Raw genomic sequence first — 14,343 nt, forward strand, 5'->3', positions numbered from 1 at the left:
ACCTCACAGCCAGAACATGCGGCGTAGCGCATCGATGGCTATCGCAATCGAGATCACCCACAAAGAACCGCGCAGCATGCCCTTATAGGTGTCCATATCGACGCGCTTGCGCACCCGAATGCCCAACCACAAGGCGCCGAGAATCAGCGGCAATGCGACGACTGCAATCACCACAACATCGAGGTCGAAAGCGCCCTGGCTGATGAAACCGAGAATCTGACCGGACTTGCTGGTGATGAAACTCAGGTTGAAGGTTGCGACCATCAACGGCACCGGCATGCGTGTATACAGCGCATAGGCAATCACCAGCGGCGCGAAGATGTTCACCACGCCGGCCAGCAGGCCAAGCAGCAAACCGAACACCGCCATCCCCCACTTCGGCACCTTGATCACGCGCTCGCCCGAATGCAGGTGATCGCTGATCAGGTAGGCGATCAAGACGGCGGCCAGCAACAGGCGGAACGGTTCGGGATTGACCGTCAGCAACACCTGGGTACCGATAAAACTGCCGACGATGGTGAAGGTCGGGATCGGCCAGTAGTGCTTGAGTGCCTCTCGCCAACGGTGCTCAGAGAGAATGCTGACCAGGTTGATCGATACGGTCGGCACCAGGGTCAGCAGTACTGCGGTGCGCAGGTCGAATCCAAACACCAGCAAAGGTGTCGACAGTAACGGGAAGCCGAATCCGAAAGCGCCGTGAACGAAGGCGGCCAGCAGACTGACGGCGACAAAAAGCAGAATCTCGCTATGCAAAGGGCCGCTACGATGTGCGATTGAGCAGGTGCGCTCAGATTAACCTAACTTGTATCAGTCCGTTTCATGAAGACCATTCCCAAATTGGTCTTGGCGTTCGCAATACTGGAAAAAACGGACTAGGCTGAATCTACAAGGATGTTGGATTCAACCAATCAAGCGCGAGGGATGCAGTATGTCGATCGGTTCAGGAAACTCTCCCCACGAAGACCGTCGCGGCACGCGATACGCAGTGCCGGCCAATCTGGACGCGTTACTCAATCAAGACCAGACGCTGACGCTGAACAAAATCGAGAACTTCGGCTGGCGGCTGGCCTTTGTTCGCCAACCGCTGTTCGAGACACCGGTCGTGGTCATCACCAGCCCGGATCGCGACCGATTCGGTATTCTCGAAGCCGACGGCGGCATCAATATGCATCCGGATATCGTCGTACGCCACTGATACGCCGCCCCGACGGGCAGCGTCACGACAATTCGAGCAGTCGGCGTATCTCGTCGATACCCAGCTTTCGCAGCAGCTCGACATTGCGCTCCGGTATGCCATCGGCATCCGGGTACGACTCCAACGCGGCCGCCAGGCCCGCCTCGCGGATCAGGTGAAACATCGGGTGCGGTGAGCGATTGGTATGGTTCGCCGGGTCGTCTTGTGCGACGCCGTCGAAGCAATAGTCCGGATGAAAGCTCGCAACCTGCAGAATACCGTCCAGGCCGGCTTGACCAAGCGCCTGTTCGATCAGCGCAAGCGCCTCCAGGTACTCGTCGAAGGTGTGAAGCGCGTTGGGCGCAATCACCAACGTAGTCTCGATCTCGCTCGGATCGCCGTTGAGCAGTTCATCCGCCGCCGCCAGTACGTCCCGGTAGACGGATTCCAGCGTCGTGCCTTCACTCACGCGGTAGGCGATACGTTCACGCTTGAACGGCGATGCGGCGAACGGACACAGGTTCAGCCCGACAACGATGCGCTCAAGCCAGCGACGCGTGTTCGCTTCGGCTTGTGTCGTCAGCGGCAATGTCATTCCAACACCTCGACCGGCATGCCGACCTCGAGCCGTCCGCGGCCATCGTGTATCAGGTTCTGCCCGAAATAGATCTTGTTGTCGCGTTTGCGATAGCTCATCAAGGTACGCAACGGTTCGGCCGATCGTTCTGCGGTGGCCGGATCGATCGTCGGGATGATGCATCGTGAGCACGGTTTGACCAGGCGAAAACCGATGTCGCCGATGCGGATACGCTTCCAGCCGTCTTCGGCAAAGGCATCGCAACCCGCAACGACCAGATTGGGGCGAAAGCGAATCATCGGTACCGGCTGATCGAGCCGAGTGTTGAGATCGTCCAGTGATGCCTGCGATATCAATAGAAAGGGAAAGCCGTCGGCGAAACCGACGCGGTCTCCCTCCGCCGCATACGCCGGATCGACAGGCCGCACGACGTCATCGGGGATACGCACCAAGCGACAATCGATCGACATGAAGTCGCTCAACCAGGCGTCGGCCTGCGGATCGACAGCGGTCGCCGTTACGCTGTCCTGCCATACCACCACATCGAGCTGCTCACCGCCGCGATCGCCGACCGCGATGTCCGGCATGCCCGGGGCAGACAGGTGCAAGCGACCGGCATCGTCGACTCGCGTGCGAATCAAAGTCATACGGGCGTGCTGGCGCTGAGTCAGGAATTTGCCGTTGCGGTCGACCAACATCCAGCGACGATCCAACACGAAACCACAGGCGTCAATTTCCAGCGATTGATGACTGTCACCGGTCATCGATTTCACCGGAAAACGATTGATCGCCGTAAGTGTTAATTCGGTCATTAGCTTCCTCTCAACTTTTGGGGAAATCGGCCGCTCTCAACCCCGATCCACACGTTTCAGGTACAGGTTATGGAACTCACTCCTTATCTTCGTCTCATGGTACAGCGCACGGCATCGGATCTGTATTTCAGTTCGGGCGCCTGCCCGCACGTCAAGATCAATGGCCAGACCATCCAGATCGGTGACAAGGCGCTCGATTCCGCCGAGGTCAAGCAACTGGCGTACTCGGTGATGAACGATGAACAGGTACGTGAGTTCGAGGGCACGATGGAGTGCAACCTCGCCATCTCGGTTCACTCACTCGGTCGTTTCCGTGTGAACGTGTTCCGTCAGCGCGGCGATGTCGCGATGGTGATTCGTTACATCAAGGGCGAAATCCCGAGCATCGAAGAACTGTACCTGCCGCAGACACTGAAAAACCTGATCATGGAAAAACGCGGACTGATCCTCGTGGTCGGTTCCACCGGCTCAGGTAAGTCGACCACGCTCGCGTCGATGATCGATCATCGCAACGAGAGCACCACCGGTCACATTCTGTCGATTGAAGATCCGATTGAATTCCTGCACCGCCACAAGAAATCGGTGGTCAATCAACGCGAGATCGGTCTCGATTCGATGAGCTACGAGAACGCACTGAAGAATGCGTTGCGCGAAGCACCCGACCTCATAATGATTGGTGAGATCCGCGATGCTGCCACGATGCAGCACGCTATCGCCTATGCCGAGACTGGACATCTGTGTCTGTCGACCCTGCACGCCAACAACGCCAACCAGGCCTTGGACCGCGTCGTCAACTTCTTCCCCGACAGCGCACACAAACAGATCCTCAAGGACCTGTCACTAAACCTCAGAGCGGTTGTATCGCAGCGCCTGATCCCGACCAAAGACGGCGGACGCCGCGCCGCGGTCGAGTTGTTGATTCTGACCAGCTACACCTCCGAGCTCATCGAGAAGGGCAAGATCTCCGAGTTGAAAGAGGCCATGGAACAGGGCGGCGAACGCGGCATGGTCACGTTCGACCAGTCGCTGTACGACCTGTACTGCGAAGGCGCCATCTCGGTCGAAGAGGCGTTGAACCACGCCGATTCCAAAAACAACCTGGCACTGCGCATCCGCCTGAACGCCGGCGTTGCCGATTCCGCACCGCAGCAGCCCGAGGAGCTGAAAGGCCAGGTCGTCGGCTGAGCAACTCCCGCCACGCGCGGGCACGCACCCTCTCAATCGGGCGGGGAATCGGTGATAATGCTGTATCACTGATTTCTTCCGCCCGATTGTCATTGTGAATCCGTTCAAAGCCTTCCAGGTCGCCCGGCTGCCATCGATCCGATTCGGTAGCGGCACCTTTGATCAAACACCCGATGCCATCCTCGACTTCGGCAGACATGCCTTGCTGGTTACCGGCAGACACTCGCTGCAAGCCACGCCGCGCTGGCCGCGGTTGCTGCAGGCGCTCGCGGACAACGGCATCGAATGGCACCAAGTCACTGTCGAGGGCGAGCCTTCGCCGGAGTTGGTCGACCAGGCCGTCGAGCAGCATCGCGACAAAGCCATCGATGTGGTCGTCGGCATCGGCGGCGGCAGCGTGCTCGACGCCGCCAAGGCGATCGCCGGACTGCTGAAGACCGGCGGCAAGGTGCTCGATCACCTCGAAGGCGTGGGCAAAGGCCTTCCCTACGCAGGCCCTGCGGTACCCTTCATAGCGATTCCCACCACTGCCGGCACCGGCAGCGAAGCGACCAAGAACGCCGTGCTGTCGCGCCACGGCCCCGACGGTTTCAAGAAGTCCTTTCGCGACGAAAAGCTGGTAGCCGCCGTCGCGATCGTCGATCCCAGCCTGCTCGACAGCTGCCCCAAAGAACTGATCGCCGCCAACGGTATGGATGCGTTCACCCAGCTGCTCGAATCCTATGTGTCGCTGCGCGCCAGCCCGTTTACCGATGCCCTGGCGACGTCCGGCATGCAGGCGTTTCGCGACGGCTTTTGGCAGGCGTGGAAACCGGACGACCCGATGGCGCAGAAGGGCTATCAGAAGCTCGCCTACGCCTCGCTGTGTTCCGGCATCACGCTGGCGCAATGCGGACTCGGTTCGGTGCATGGTCTGGCCTCGCCGCTGGGCGCCTTCTTTCCGATCCCGCACGGCGTGGTTTGCGGTACCTTGGTCGCCGCGGCGACGCGTGCCAACATCGAGGCATTGCGCGAACGCGAACCGAATGGTCCGGCGCTGCGCAAGTATGCCGAGGCCGGTCTGCTGCTGGGCGGGCAGATGTATCGCAGCGAGTGCGATGCGCAGGATGGCCTGATGGACCTGCTCGACGAGTGGACCGAACGCCTGCAGCTACCGCGCCTCAGCGCATTCGGCATGACCGAGAACGATATCGGGCGGGTGGTCGCGAACTGCCGCGGCGGCAGCATGCAGACCAACCCCCTGGCATTGACCGACGAAGAACTTGGCCGGCTACTAAGGACGCGACTCTGAACGCATGAGCATCATTCAGGACCTGTACAACATCTACGACAAGGAGCGTTCGAAGTACCTCGCACGCAAATCGTCGCAAAACCAGCTGTTGATCGAGTTACAGCGCAACCTCGCCTTTATCCGCGAAGGGCTGCGCGAAGAACTCCCGCAGAAGACCATCATCGATGGCCTGGATGACCAGCAGTTTCGTCTGGCGACGCGGCGCAATGTGTCGCTGGCCGGCATGCAGAAAAAGAAGTTGGCGAAAGACACCTACGCCGGCATCCGCGAATTCGACCGCTACGAAGGCTGGGAGACCGCCCGCCTGATCGAGAACGCGTACGAGCGTATTGCGATGCTGCGAAAACTCGCCCACGGCGGTGAGTCACTCGACCTCAAGCCGCGGCTGCGCACCCTGTTCAAGTTTTTGCTGGTGGTATTGGCTCACCTGAAAGGCATCAAGCTCAAGGTGCCCAAATCGGATTGATGCACGATGCCGGCCCTGCCGGCCCATCAGAAACCGATGCCGACACCCACGCCGCCGCCGTGGTTGCTGACGCCGACGCCGAAATTGATGCGCGGGCTGCTGCGGCCGGTCGCGTAGTCGCTTTCTTCAGACCACAGTATCAACGAGTCCGCGACCACGACCGGGTAGCTATAGGGCGCCTGGCCGACGGTCCCTTTGGTGAACCCGTGCAAGGTTCCCCTCACCTCGACGACACGATTCGCCGCATACTGATGCGGCTCGAGGAACCCCGCCTTGTCGACAATGAAACGACCAAGCGGTTTTTCGTCGGTCTCGGCACGGCCCTTGGCATCGAGCGGAAACGCCAACACCTCGACCAATGTCCGGTCGCGCAGGTTCTTGATCGATACGATCTGCCCACCCCAATGCACTTCACCGGCGGCATTGCCCGAGGCGGTCACCTCGGCAGGTGAGGGGCGGGTGTCGGTACGTTTGTCCGCGCTTGAACAGGCGGCCAGCAGCACAGCGGCACTACACAGTATCCACAGTCGCATCAGCAGTCTCATCGTCAATAGGGCCAATAGCGGTAAGGTCCCCACGGGCCCCACGGCCACCAGGGATCATAGTAGTACGGGTCGCGCGCCCAGACTCGGTCCGGCGGTTCGTAGGCCGGCCACATATGATAGAACTCGGCATCGACCACCGGGTAGATATAGGGAAACTCTCCCACCGGTCGGGTCTCGACCCCGGCAATCCGGCCACGCACCGTCAAGCGCTTGCCCGGTTTGTACTGCGCCGGATCGAGAAATCCCGATATCTTCGCCAGGAATCGAATGCCGTCGCCGCCATCGGGCGCGGGTTCGCCATCTTTGTACAAGGGTCGACCGTAGACCTCGACCTCGGTGCTGCCCGCCAGGTTGGCAACAGACAGGATATCGCCACCCCAGCGCACCTGTTGACTGCGATAGTCGTCGGGCGCGGATCGCACCTGGCCCCGGGTTGGCGCCTCGGGCAGATTCTCGCCCAGTTCCTTGGGCACATTGCTGGCGCACGCCGTCAACAACAGCACCATCGGCACCATCAAAGCCCAACGATTTCTCTGTCTCGGTGACATCCCGTTTCCCTGCCTGCTAATCCTGAAGAGTCGATTGCATGGCGATTAGTTCCGCCGGGCACCCCCCATGCCGGGGAGATTCCGTATAGAATCCGCGATCACGTAAAAGGTAACACGTCATGTCTGAAACGAGCCTGAACTGCTGGGTGTATCGCAGTCCACGCAAACAGGAAATGTATCTGTATCTGGCCAAGGAAGACGGCTTCGACTGCATCCCTGAAACCCTGCTGGCGCAATTCGGCGAACCCATTCTGGTCATCGAGCTCGAACTGAGCCCCAAGCGCAAACTCGCACGCGAGGACGTGACCAAGGTGATCGCCAACCTCCGCAGTCAGGGCTTTCACCTGCAGATGCCACCGCAGCTCAAACCCGACCTGTACCACGGCAACCAAGACTGACATGCGCGAACTGTTTCTGCTGACGATCAACGGCGACGACCATCCCGGCGTTACCGCCGCGTTTACCGAAACGCTCGGCGAACACGCGGTCAACGTGCTCGACATCGGCCAGGCGGTGATCCACGACCGGCTCAATCTCGGCATGCTGATCGAGATACCCGACGAGACCGAGTCGGGCGCGGTGATGAAAGAGCTGTTGTTTCTGGCTCACCTGCACAAACTCAAGGTCAACTTCACGCCGATCGCCGAAGACGATTACGAGCAATGGGTGGCAAGCCAGGGCCGTCCGCGTTACATCGTGACGCTGCTCGGGCGCAAACTGACCGCGGCCAACATCAGCCATGTCGCGTCGGTCGTCTCCAAGCACGGGCTCAACATCGACGCGATCACCAGGCTGTCGGGCCGTTTCTCGTTGCGCCACGGCAATCCGCACAAGCGCGCCTGCGTGGAATTCTCGATCCGCGGTGACGCGAACGATGTCGCCACGCTGCGCCATGATCTGCTCGCGATCACACGCGACGACGAGGTGGATGTCGCCTTCCAGCCCGACGATCTGTATCGCCGCAACCGCCGCCTGATCGTGTTCGACATGGACTCGACCCTGATCCAGTGCGAAGTCATGGACGAGCTCGCCAAGAAAGCCGGGGTCGGCGACCAGGTGGCCGCGATCACCGAATCGGCGATGCGTGGCGAGATCCCGTTCAACGAGAGTTTCGAACGCCGTCTGGCGACCCTCGAGGGCCTGGAGGAATCGGTGCTTGCGCAGATCGCCGCTGAACTGCCGATCACCGAAGGCACAGAACGCCTGATCGCCAGCCTGAAGAAACTCGGCTACCGCGTCGGCATCCTGTCCGGCGGCTTCACCTATTTCGCCGATCACCTGAAGCAGCGCTTCGGCCTCGACTGCGTGTCGGCCAACGAACTGCAGATCGTCGATGGCAAGCTCACCGGCAAGGTGCAGGGCGAGATCGTCAACGGCGAGAAAAAGGCCGAGTTGTTGAGCGACATGGCCCATCAACTGGGCATCGACATGCGTCAGACGATCGCCGTCGGCGACGGCGCCAACGACCTGCCGATGCTGTCGATCGCCGGGCTGGGTGTCGCGTTTCATGCCAAACCCGTCGTCAAGGAGAATGCCGAACATGCCATTTCCACATTGGGGCTGGACAGCATTCTGTATCTACTGGGTGTACGTGACCGGGAGGTAAGTGCATGAAGACCCCGCTCGCGATTCTGGCGGTCGTTGCCATCGTGCTGATCGGCTTTCAATTGTTCGCGCCGACACCCGGGCCGGATGCGCTCAAAGCGCGCACCGACCTGCCTTGGCAGATCACGCTAAACGACGACGGCGGCAGTCGCGTCTTCGATCTCGACCTGGGCAAGGCGACACTGGCCGATGCGATGCGTAAGTTCGGTGGCCTCGAGGCCCTTGCACTGTTCGAGCCGGCATCCGGCCGCCCGTCGCTCGAGGCGTTTTTCGGCAACGTGCAGTTTGGCCCCTTGCAGGCCAAGGTGGTGGCCAAGCTCGAAGCCAGCGACGAAGAACTGCAGGCAATCCTGGCGCGCAGCACCAAGCGCGAAGGCTCGCCCTCGGGCGACTGGAAACATCCGTTGCCCGACGCTCCCAAGGATCACATGCAGCGACGCGTCACCGCGATCACCTACGTGCCGGCCACCCGCGGCCTGGATGCGGAGTTCTTCCGATCGCGTTTCGGTGAGCCCACCGCGTGGATAGCGGAGAGTGAAGAGGCAGTGAGCTGGTTCTATCCCGACAAGGGCCTGTCGATTCTGATCGACAATGATTCCCGCGAGATACTGGAGTATCTGCCGCCGCGCGACTTCGTGATGCCCGACGGCGTGACCTATACCGCCAGTGAGTAAGCAGGCAACACCCGTTCAGCCGGCACGCACCAATTCATCCATGCGCGCCTTGGCCTGATCCCACTGCTCTCCCTGGTTGCCGCCATCGGCCATCAGGTCCATCAGGCGATAGGCCAACTGGCGTTGTTCCGCGGAAAGGTCACGCAGCTTGACCAGCTTGAACAGGTAGCCTGCCTGCTCGAACTCGAGCGTCGATACCAGCGCATACAGCGTCAATGCCGCAGCCGAATGTGGCGCATCGGCAATCTCGAGCACGATATCGTCGAGCAGTTGACTCATCCAAGAACCCGGTTGATCTGGCAGGCAACGGCAAAACTGCCCTCTTCGCTGCCGACCGGCGTGCAGCGCAGTACGCGAACCTCGGCCGTCATCGGCGGGGTGATATTGGTTACCGGTTTGACCTCGATCTGCATGACCGACTCCGGTTCGATCGCATGATCAATCCAGATCAGCAGACCGCCACCACTCAGGTTTTTGACGATAGCCCCCCCGCCTTCGCCACCAACTACCTTGAAGCTTGCCGGGCACTCGATATCCATGCGCGGGTAGCTTCGCTTTTCGTTGTAGTCGAGCATTCGTGCCTCTCTCTGTCGTTATTCGTTGCGCGCGCCGTTGCAGCGCCCGGCCAGGTTCACTCTCGCCATGCGGCGAGGATATTCAGGCAATCGGTGTTGAGTGCCTGTGCGCGTTCTGCCGACGCGGCTTCGGTGTAGCAACGCAGTTCCGGCGCATTGCCCGATGGGCGCAGGTGCACGACCTCGCCATTGTCGAACGTGATGCGCAGACCGTCGGTGGTGTCGGTTTGCGCGACTGCCCCCAGCGCCGGAAATGCATCTTCAATGTTGTCTTTGGAGGCAGTCAGCTCAGCAATCCGCTGCGTGCTCAATTCGGTCGGAAACGCCTTGAGTCGATCGCTTGCCGTGTAGCGTTCCGGCAGCAGGTCGGCCAACTGAGAAACCGGTATGCCGTTGCGTTTGGCCAGTAGCAGTATCGACAGCGCAACCAGCACGGCATCGCGCGTCGGCAGGGCGTCGAGCTCCCTGCCGTCCATCTCGATCGGTGTCATCAGCAAGAAACCGCCGTTGGCTTCGTAGCCGACAACGCTGCGTGCACCTTCCTCCTGCGCCGCCAGCATGCCGTCGATAACGTAAGGGGAACCTATACGGGTGCGCTCGACGCGGTCGAACCAGTCCGACTTCTCGACCACGGTATTGCTGCTGACCGGGGTCACAACGGCTTCGGCGTCGAGGAAGTGTGCGGTCAGAACACCGGCGACGTCACCGCGCAGCCAGTTGCCGGCCTCGTCGCCGACCAACGGCCGATCGCCATCGCCATCCGCCGACACCAGCAAGTCGAAACGCTCGCTCTCGGCCCACTCCTTGGCCAACGCGATATCCTCAGGGCGGACCGCCTCGGTATCGACCGGGATGAAGGCATCGGAATAGCCTCGCCGGACGACATCGGCACCCAGGCCGCCGAATATCTCGGTCATGGCGCTCGCGGCGACGCTGGAATGTTCGTACACCAGCACCCGGCTACCGGCCAGACAGTTTGCCGGAAAGAAATCCAGATAGCGCGAGACGTAACGCCGGTAGGCAGTATTGTTTTCAGCGGGCGGGGGGTGCGGTTCTACGAACGCCCCCTGATCGTCGAACAAGGCGCGCTCGACCGACACCACCTGCTCCTTGATACCGGCTTCGTCGGATTTGAGCACCTCGCCATCGGGTTTGTTGAACTTGATGCCATTGCGGTCGTCCGGTATGTGACTGCCGGTCACCATCAGGCTGGCGATACGTTCACCGATCGCGAAATAGGCCACCGCCGGGCTCGGGATATTGCCGCAGTTGATCGGCACATAGCCGATCTGCTCGATTGCCGCGATCGCCGCCGCCATGATGCGTGGCGTGCTCGGACGATAGTCGCCGGCCACGGCTACCGCATCGCCCGGCCGGATCGCATCGATCTTTTCGAGATACTGCAGAAAACCGATGGTGTACAGGTAGCAGACCCGGTCGGTCATGGCCTCCGCAAGGCCGCGCGCGCCGCTGGTGCCGAATCCAACACCGCTGTGCGACATCAGGTCGGCGATGGCAATAGCTTCGGATTTTTCGCTCATCCTACGTCCATCAGGGGGCAACGGCAGGATTCTATCGCTTTTTCGCGCGAACGCTGCCTACCCATAAATCAATCATAGCGCCTGCTAAGGTACAGTCCGCCCCACAGGTGCTCGTCGGGCGCCTTGTCGAGCAGCGTGTCGCCGGCCTTGGCGTTGATGGAAAACGTCAGCTGGAATCCCGGCCATCCCTTGGTCACACCGACGCCGCCCTCCCAGACCAGCTTGCGTATGTCGTCGTAGTCGACGGTCACCTCGCTGTCGCGGAACTGCCCCTGCAACAGCGCATCGTAGGCGACTGCGCGCAGCCGCCCGGCGGCCCAGAAATACCATTCGTTACCGGTCACGGCGGGCACGAAGTTACCGCGGTTGATCGGATCGTAGGGCACACTCCAGAACGGACTGTTGAGCTTGCCGATGCGCCCGCTCAAGCCAATGCTGGCATTGGTCTGAAAGCCGAGATTGGCGTCCCAGGAATGCGCCAGATCCCAGTTGGAGCCGCGCGCGAAGCGCCGCGAATCGGTCACCCGCAGACGGACGGTCGGTTCGCCGCCATCCGATATCTGGTGATCCCAACCTTCCGGGTCGACCGGCTCATCGTCGTCGGTGGTGTCACGCCACCAGCCGTGCAGCCCTTGCTGTACCTCGCGCGCGACGTTGGTGCCCAGTGCGCCGACCATGAATTCGACCCCCAGGGCACGTTCGTCGTCGGCGATCACGCGCTTGTTCGACAGGTACAGCAGCGAGGCATACGGCCGGTCGTCGTAGATCGGCTCGGGATCGCCGATATCGTCCGGGGTGTAGTTGAGCGATCCGAACATGAAGCTCTGGTACACCCGGCCGCAGCGTTCGTCGAACCCCACCACCGGCTCGACCATCGTCAGCAGATCGCGCATCAGGTACAGGGGGCCTTCGTCCTGAAAGATCTCGACACCGATCCCCATGGTGTAGTCGCGGTCGTCGTTGCTCGGCGCGAGCAGATCCTGGTCGAAATATACGCCGATGCCGAATCCGGACGAATTGACCGGCGACTCGCAATCTTTGGCGTGCACGAAACCCGCTGTGATCAACCAGAACAGCCCGAAGGCCGCAAACATCATTCTTTGTAGGTACTGCATATTGCCCGTCACTATACCCAGCCTCGCCAAGGCCGGCAGCTCCCGCTAATCTTGTCACCCCACCGAGAACCTGGAGACCACAATGCGCATCGGCACCCCCTTGAGCCCCACTGCAACTCGCGTCATGTTGCTCGGCGCCGGCGAACTCGGCAAAGAAGTCATCATCGCACTGCAGCGCTTCGGGGTGGAGGTCATCGCGGTCGACCGCTACGCCAATGCGCCCGGACACCAGGTCGCTCACCGTGCGCACGTCATCGACATGACCGACGGTCAGGCGCTGCGCCGGCTGGTCGAGCAGGAGCAACCCCACCTGATCGTCCCTGAAATCGAGGCGATCGCCACCGACATGCTGGCGCAGATCGAGGCCGACGGCCTCGCCGAGGTTATCCCGACGGCGCGCGCCACGCAGTTGACGATGAATCGCGAGGGGATCCGCCGCCTGGCTGCAGAAACGCTGAGTTTGCCGACTTCCGGTTACGCTTTTGCGGAAACCCTCGACGAGGTGCGCGCCGCTGCCGAGAAGATCGGCTTTCCGTGCATCATCAAGCCGGTCATGTCGTCGTCAGGCAAGGGCCAGTCGACGGCACATTCGGCCGACGACCTGGATGATGCCTGGAATTACGCCCTCAGTGGCGGGCGCGTCAATCGCGGCCGCGTCATCGTCGAGGAGATGATCGAGTTTGATTACGAGATCACACAACTGACGGTGCGCGCGGTCGGCCGGAACGGCGACGTCGAGACCTTCTTCTGCGACCCGATCGGCCACCGCCAGGAACGCGGTGACTATGTCGAGAGCTGGCAGCCGCAGGCGATGAGTGACGTCGCAGCCCAACGCGCCAGAGAGATTGCGCACGCGATCACCGCCGAGCTTGGTGGTCGTGGTCTATTCGGGGTCGAACTGTTCGTCCGCGGTGACGAGGTGCTGTTCAGCGAGGTCAGCCCGCGACCGCACGATACCGGGATGGTAACGATGATCACCCAGTATCAGAACGAGTTCGCACTGCACGCCCGCGCCATCCTCGGCCTGCCGGTCGATACAAGGCTGGCCCACACCGGCGCGAGCGCGGTGATCTACGGTGGCGTGGACGCAGACAGCATTGCGTTCGACGGCTTGGCAGAAGCCTTGAGCGTTCCCGACAGCGAGGTTCGACTGTTCGGCAAGCCGACCAGCTTCGAACGGCGGCGGATGGGGGTGGCGCTGGCGCGCGCCGGGTCAACCGAGGCCGCCCGCGAGATAGCGGCCGTCGTGGCAGGCAAAGTACGGCCGATCAAACCCGACTGACGCGGCACCCCCATTATCGGCGCGAAATATCGCGCCGATAATGGGGGCAATGTGCGCAATACCACTGACTCCCGCAAATAGGCCGGGACCGGCGTTCCGGCGCCACCAAACAATGTGAACTGCGTCACATTTTGGGTCCACTTTGTGGACTAAACCTCACTCCTACCACGCGAACCAATGCGCTGCAGACGGCGTCTCCCCAAATTTCGGCACTTCGACTTTTATCGTTTTTTTACGATTTTTGGGTGCAAATGAACAATATTTCAGCGCAAAGTTGCCGCGACCGCTCGCAAACTGAACATCAGACCCACGGCTGCGCTGAAATCATCTGCGGCATCGCCGGGTCTTAAGCGATACGCCGCGCGACGTAGCCGTCGGCACAACGCCGAGCAGCCCGCGAAGCCGCGGAATCTCGGCCGTATCCGGCAATGGCGCCGGCGTGTCGCGATCTCTCCAGCAAGACTAGGCGCGAAATATCGCGCCAATTGCCGCCGACGCGATATTTCGAGTCGAAAAACCGCGCTGAGGCATTAAAAGCGCAGGCGAAAATGCCTAAGCATCTGTTTGAAAAGGGACTTTTTTTTTGGCACAGCCATTGCTCTATTACCTCCGCCATCACAGGCAATAACGCTGCAACCAAATGAGCAACAGGACGCGAACCAAGGTGGAAAAGATGAGTACTTACTCCCCATCAGCTGCAAATCAACCGGACGATAAGGCAGGCACGTTATTGAGTGTGGCGGGCTTGGTAGCTTGGCTCTCAGCAATGCTGCTCGCAATTGCCGGTCCGCTGCTCGGTATCGACATTCCCCCATTATTGATCGTCGGTATGGTGGTGTTCTCTGGTGCCTTCTCGGTGTTGTCGCTACCCAAACTTGTGGGCTTGGGCAAAAGCGACAACGACGATCGCAGTCGTCATGCGTAACCGCTGACCGAGCGAGGCCTGATCGAAT

The 14,343-nt window shown here is 60.9% G+C and carries 18 protein-coding genes; 9 read left to right on the top strand and 9 right to left on the bottom strand.

The genetic code is table 11. The annotated features are described in order from the left end of the window. Positions 1-3: 3 nt before the first annotated feature. A complete protein-coding gene (locus tag B1781_RS21405; protein ID WP_334223815.1) occupies positions 4-753 on the bottom strand; it encodes a sulfite exporter TauE/SafE family protein in 750 nt (249 codons plus the stop codon). Between the two features lie 175 nt (positions 754-928). Between B1781_RS21405 and B1781_RS21410 the strand changes: the two genes are divergently transcribed. Further along, positions 929-1,195, top strand: coding sequence for a hypothetical protein (locus B1781_RS21410; protein ID WP_078121632.1), 267 nt, complete (start codon positions 929-931; stop codon positions 1,193-1,195). Between the two features lie 22 nt (positions 1,196-1,217). Here the strand turns inward: B1781_RS21410 and B1781_RS21415 are convergent, their stop codons facing one another. Both B1781_RS21415 and B1781_RS21420 read right to left on the bottom strand, forming a co-directional pair. Further along, entirely contained in the window at positions 1,218-1,769 is a 552-nt protein-coding gene (locus B1781_RS21415; protein ID WP_078121633.1) for a DUF1415 domain-containing protein, read from the bottom strand. Continuing rightward, on the bottom strand, positions 1,766-2,563 hold the full coding sequence (locus tag B1781_RS21420; protein ID WP_078121634.1) for an MOSC domain-containing protein: 798 nt from the start codon (positions 2,561-2,563) through the stop codon (positions 1,766-1,768). The genes B1781_RS21415 and B1781_RS21420 overlap by 4 nt, the downstream gene beginning before the upstream one ends. Positions 2,564-2,632: 69 nt before the next feature. On the opposite strand from B1781_RS21420, the gene B1781_RS21425 reads away from it, so the two are divergent. The 3 genes from B1781_RS21425 to B1781_RS21435 all read left to right on the top strand — a co-directional run bounded on the left by B1781_RS21425 (position 2,633) and on the right by B1781_RS21435 (position 5,505). Next, positions 2,633-3,748 carry a PilT/PilU family type 4a pilus ATPase gene (locus tag B1781_RS21425; RefSeq protein ID WP_078121635.1) on the top strand — a complete coding sequence of 372 codons (1,116 nt, stop codon included), beginning with the start codon at positions 2,633-2,635 and terminating at the stop codon, positions 3,746-3,748. A gap of 94 nt (positions 3,749-3,842) precedes the next feature. Beyond that, entirely contained in the window at positions 3,843-5,039 is a 1,197-nt protein-coding gene (locus B1781_RS21430; protein ID WP_078121636.1) for an iron-containing alcohol dehydrogenase, read from the top strand. Positions 5,040-5,043: 4 nt separating this feature from the next. Further along, positions 5,044-5,505 carry a hypothetical protein gene (locus tag B1781_RS21435; RefSeq protein ID WP_078121637.1) on the top strand — a complete coding sequence of 154 codons (462 nt, stop codon included), beginning with the start codon at positions 5,044-5,046 and terminating at the stop codon, positions 5,503-5,505. A gap of 26 nt (positions 5,506-5,531) precedes the next feature. Here the strand turns inward: B1781_RS21435 and B1781_RS21440 are convergent, their stop codons facing one another. Continuing rightward, complete coding sequence (locus B1781_RS21440; protein ID WP_164513500.1) at positions 5,532-6,038, bottom strand: Slp family lipoprotein; 507 nt, start codon at positions 6,036-6,038, stop codon at positions 5,532-5,534. A 14-nt stretch (positions 6,039-6,052) separates the two neighbouring features. Beyond that, on the bottom strand, positions 6,053-6,598 hold the full coding sequence (locus B1781_RS21445) for a Slp family lipoprotein (protein WP_078121639.1): 546 nt from the start codon (positions 6,596-6,598) through the stop codon (positions 6,053-6,055). A gap of 119 nt (positions 6,599-6,717) precedes the next feature. Here B1781_RS21445 and B1781_RS21450 point away from each other — a divergent pair, with 119 nt between their 5' ends. Genes B1781_RS21450 through B1781_RS21460 form a run of 3 tightly spaced genes read left to right on the top strand, consistent with a single transcriptional unit; the run spans position 6,718 to position 8,877 of the window. Then, complete coding sequence (locus B1781_RS21450) at positions 6,718-6,996, top strand: YcgL domain-containing protein (RefSeq protein WP_078121640.1); 279 nt, start codon at positions 6,718-6,720, stop codon at positions 6,994-6,996. Position 6,997: 1 nt separating this feature from the next. After that, the gene (serB, locus tag B1781_RS21455) at positions 6,998-8,212 is read left to right on the top strand and encodes a phosphoserine phosphatase SerB (RefSeq protein WP_078121641.1); all 1,215 of its coding nucleotides are present in this window, start codon (positions 6,998-7,000) and stop codon (positions 8,210-8,212) included. After that, positions 8,209-8,877 (top strand): hypothetical protein, encoded by a 669-nt coding sequence (locus B1781_RS21460; protein ID WP_078121642.1) that lies wholly within the window; start codon positions 8,209-8,211, stop codon positions 8,875-8,877. Before serB ends, B1781_RS21460 begins: the two co-directional genes overlap by 4 nt. Before the next feature lie 15 nt (positions 8,878-8,892). Here B1781_RS21460 and B1781_RS21465 read toward each other — a convergent pair whose 3' ends face one another. From B1781_RS21465 to B1781_RS21480, 4 genes are all read right to left on the bottom strand, one after another. Continuing rightward, positions 8,893-9,156: a hypothetical protein gene (locus B1781_RS21465; protein WP_078121643.1), complete on the bottom strand. Its 264-nt coding sequence runs from the start codon at positions 9,154-9,156 to the stop codon at positions 8,893-8,895. Further along, a complete protein-coding gene (locus B1781_RS21470) occupies positions 9,153-9,452 on the bottom strand; it encodes a PilZ domain-containing protein (protein ID WP_078121644.1) in 300 nt (99 codons plus the stop codon). The genes B1781_RS21465 and B1781_RS21470 overlap by 4 nt, the downstream gene beginning before the upstream one ends. 56 nt (positions 9,453-9,508) lie before the next feature. Then, positions 9,509-10,993, bottom strand: coding sequence for a phosphomannomutase (locus B1781_RS21475; RefSeq protein ID WP_164513501.1), 1,485 nt, complete (start codon positions 10,991-10,993; stop codon positions 9,509-9,511). A 68-nt stretch (positions 10,994-11,061) separates the two neighbouring features. After that, positions 11,062-12,108 (bottom strand): lipid A deacylase LpxR family protein, encoded by a 1,047-nt coding sequence (locus tag B1781_RS21480; RefSeq protein ID WP_125932217.1) that lies wholly within the window; start codon positions 12,106-12,108, stop codon positions 11,062-11,064. 82 nt (positions 12,109-12,190) lie between these two features. On the opposite strand from B1781_RS21480, the gene purT reads away from it, so the two are divergent. Continuing rightward, entirely contained in the window at positions 12,191-13,390 is a 1,200-nt protein-coding gene (purT, locus tag B1781_RS21485; protein ID WP_078121646.1) for a formate-dependent phosphoribosylglycinamide formyltransferase, read from the top strand. A 673-nt stretch (positions 13,391-14,063) separates the two neighbouring features. Further along, a complete protein-coding gene (locus tag B1781_RS23040; RefSeq protein ID WP_164513502.1) occupies positions 14,064-14,315 on the top strand; it encodes a hypothetical protein in 252 nt (83 codons plus the stop codon). The last annotated feature ends 28 nt before the right edge of the window (positions 14,316-14,343 follow it).

It is taken from the genome of Thiosocius teredinicola (assembly GCF_002009425.1).
Lineage (GTDB): Bacteria > Pseudomonadota > Gammaproteobacteria > Chromatiales > Chromatiaceae > Thiosocius > Thiosocius teredinicola.

Coding starts and splice junctions, on each gene's coding strand:
- B1781_RS21410 (WP_078121632.1), top strand. CDS start 929: ATGTCGATCGGTTCAGGAAACTCTCCCCACGAAGACCGTCGCGGCACG.
- B1781_RS21415 (WP_078121633.1), bottom strand. CDS start 1,769: ATGACATTGCCGCTGACGACACAAGCCGAAGCGAACACGCGTCGCTGG.
- B1781_RS21420 (WP_078121634.1), bottom strand. CDS start 2,563: ATGACCGAATTAACACTTACGGCGATCAATCGTTTTCCGGTGAAATCG.
- B1781_RS21425 (WP_078121635.1), top strand. CDS start 2,633: ATGGAACTCACTCCTTATCTTCGTCTCATGGTACAGCGCACGGCATCG.
- B1781_RS21435 (WP_078121637.1), top strand. CDS start 5,044: ATGAGCATCATTCAGGACCTGTACAACATCTACGACAAGGAGCGTTCG.
- B1781_RS21440 (WP_164513500.1), bottom strand. CDS start 6,038: ATGCGACTGTGGATACTGTGTAGTGCCGCTGTGCTGCTGGCCGCCTGT.
- B1781_RS21445 (WP_078121639.1), bottom strand. CDS start 6,598: ATGTCACCGAGACAGAGAAATCGTTGGGCTTTGATGGTGCCGATGGTG.
- B1781_RS21450 (WP_078121640.1), top strand. CDS start 6,718: ATGTCTGAAACGAGCCTGAACTGCTGGGTGTATCGCAGTCCACGCAAA.
- serB (WP_078121641.1), top strand. CDS start 6,998: ATGCGCGAACTGTTTCTGCTGACGATCAACGGCGACGACCATCCCGGC.
- B1781_RS21460 (WP_078121642.1), top strand. CDS start 8,209: ATGAAGACCCCGCTCGCGATTCTGGCGGTCGTTGCCATCGTGCTGATC.
- B1781_RS21465 (WP_078121643.1), bottom strand. CDS start 9,156: ATGAGTCAACTGCTCGACGATATCGTGCTCGAGATTGCCGATGCGCCA.
- B1781_RS21470 (WP_078121644.1), bottom strand. CDS start 9,452: ATGCTCGACTACAACGAAAAGCGAAGCTACCCGCGCATGGATATCGAG.
- B1781_RS21475 (WP_164513501.1), bottom strand. CDS start 10,993: ATGAGCGAAAAATCCGAAGCTATTGCCATCGCCGACCTGATGTCGCAC.
- B1781_RS21480 (WP_125932217.1), bottom strand. CDS start 12,108: ATGCAGTACCTACAAAGAATGATGTTTGCGGCCTTCGGGCTGTTCTGG.
- purT (WP_078121646.1), top strand. CDS start 12,191: ATGCGCATCGGCACCCCCTTGAGCCCCACTGCAACTCGCGTCATGTTG.
- B1781_RS23040 (WP_164513502.1), top strand. CDS start 14,064: ATGAGTACTTACTCCCCATCAGCTGCAAATCAACCGGACGATAAGGCA.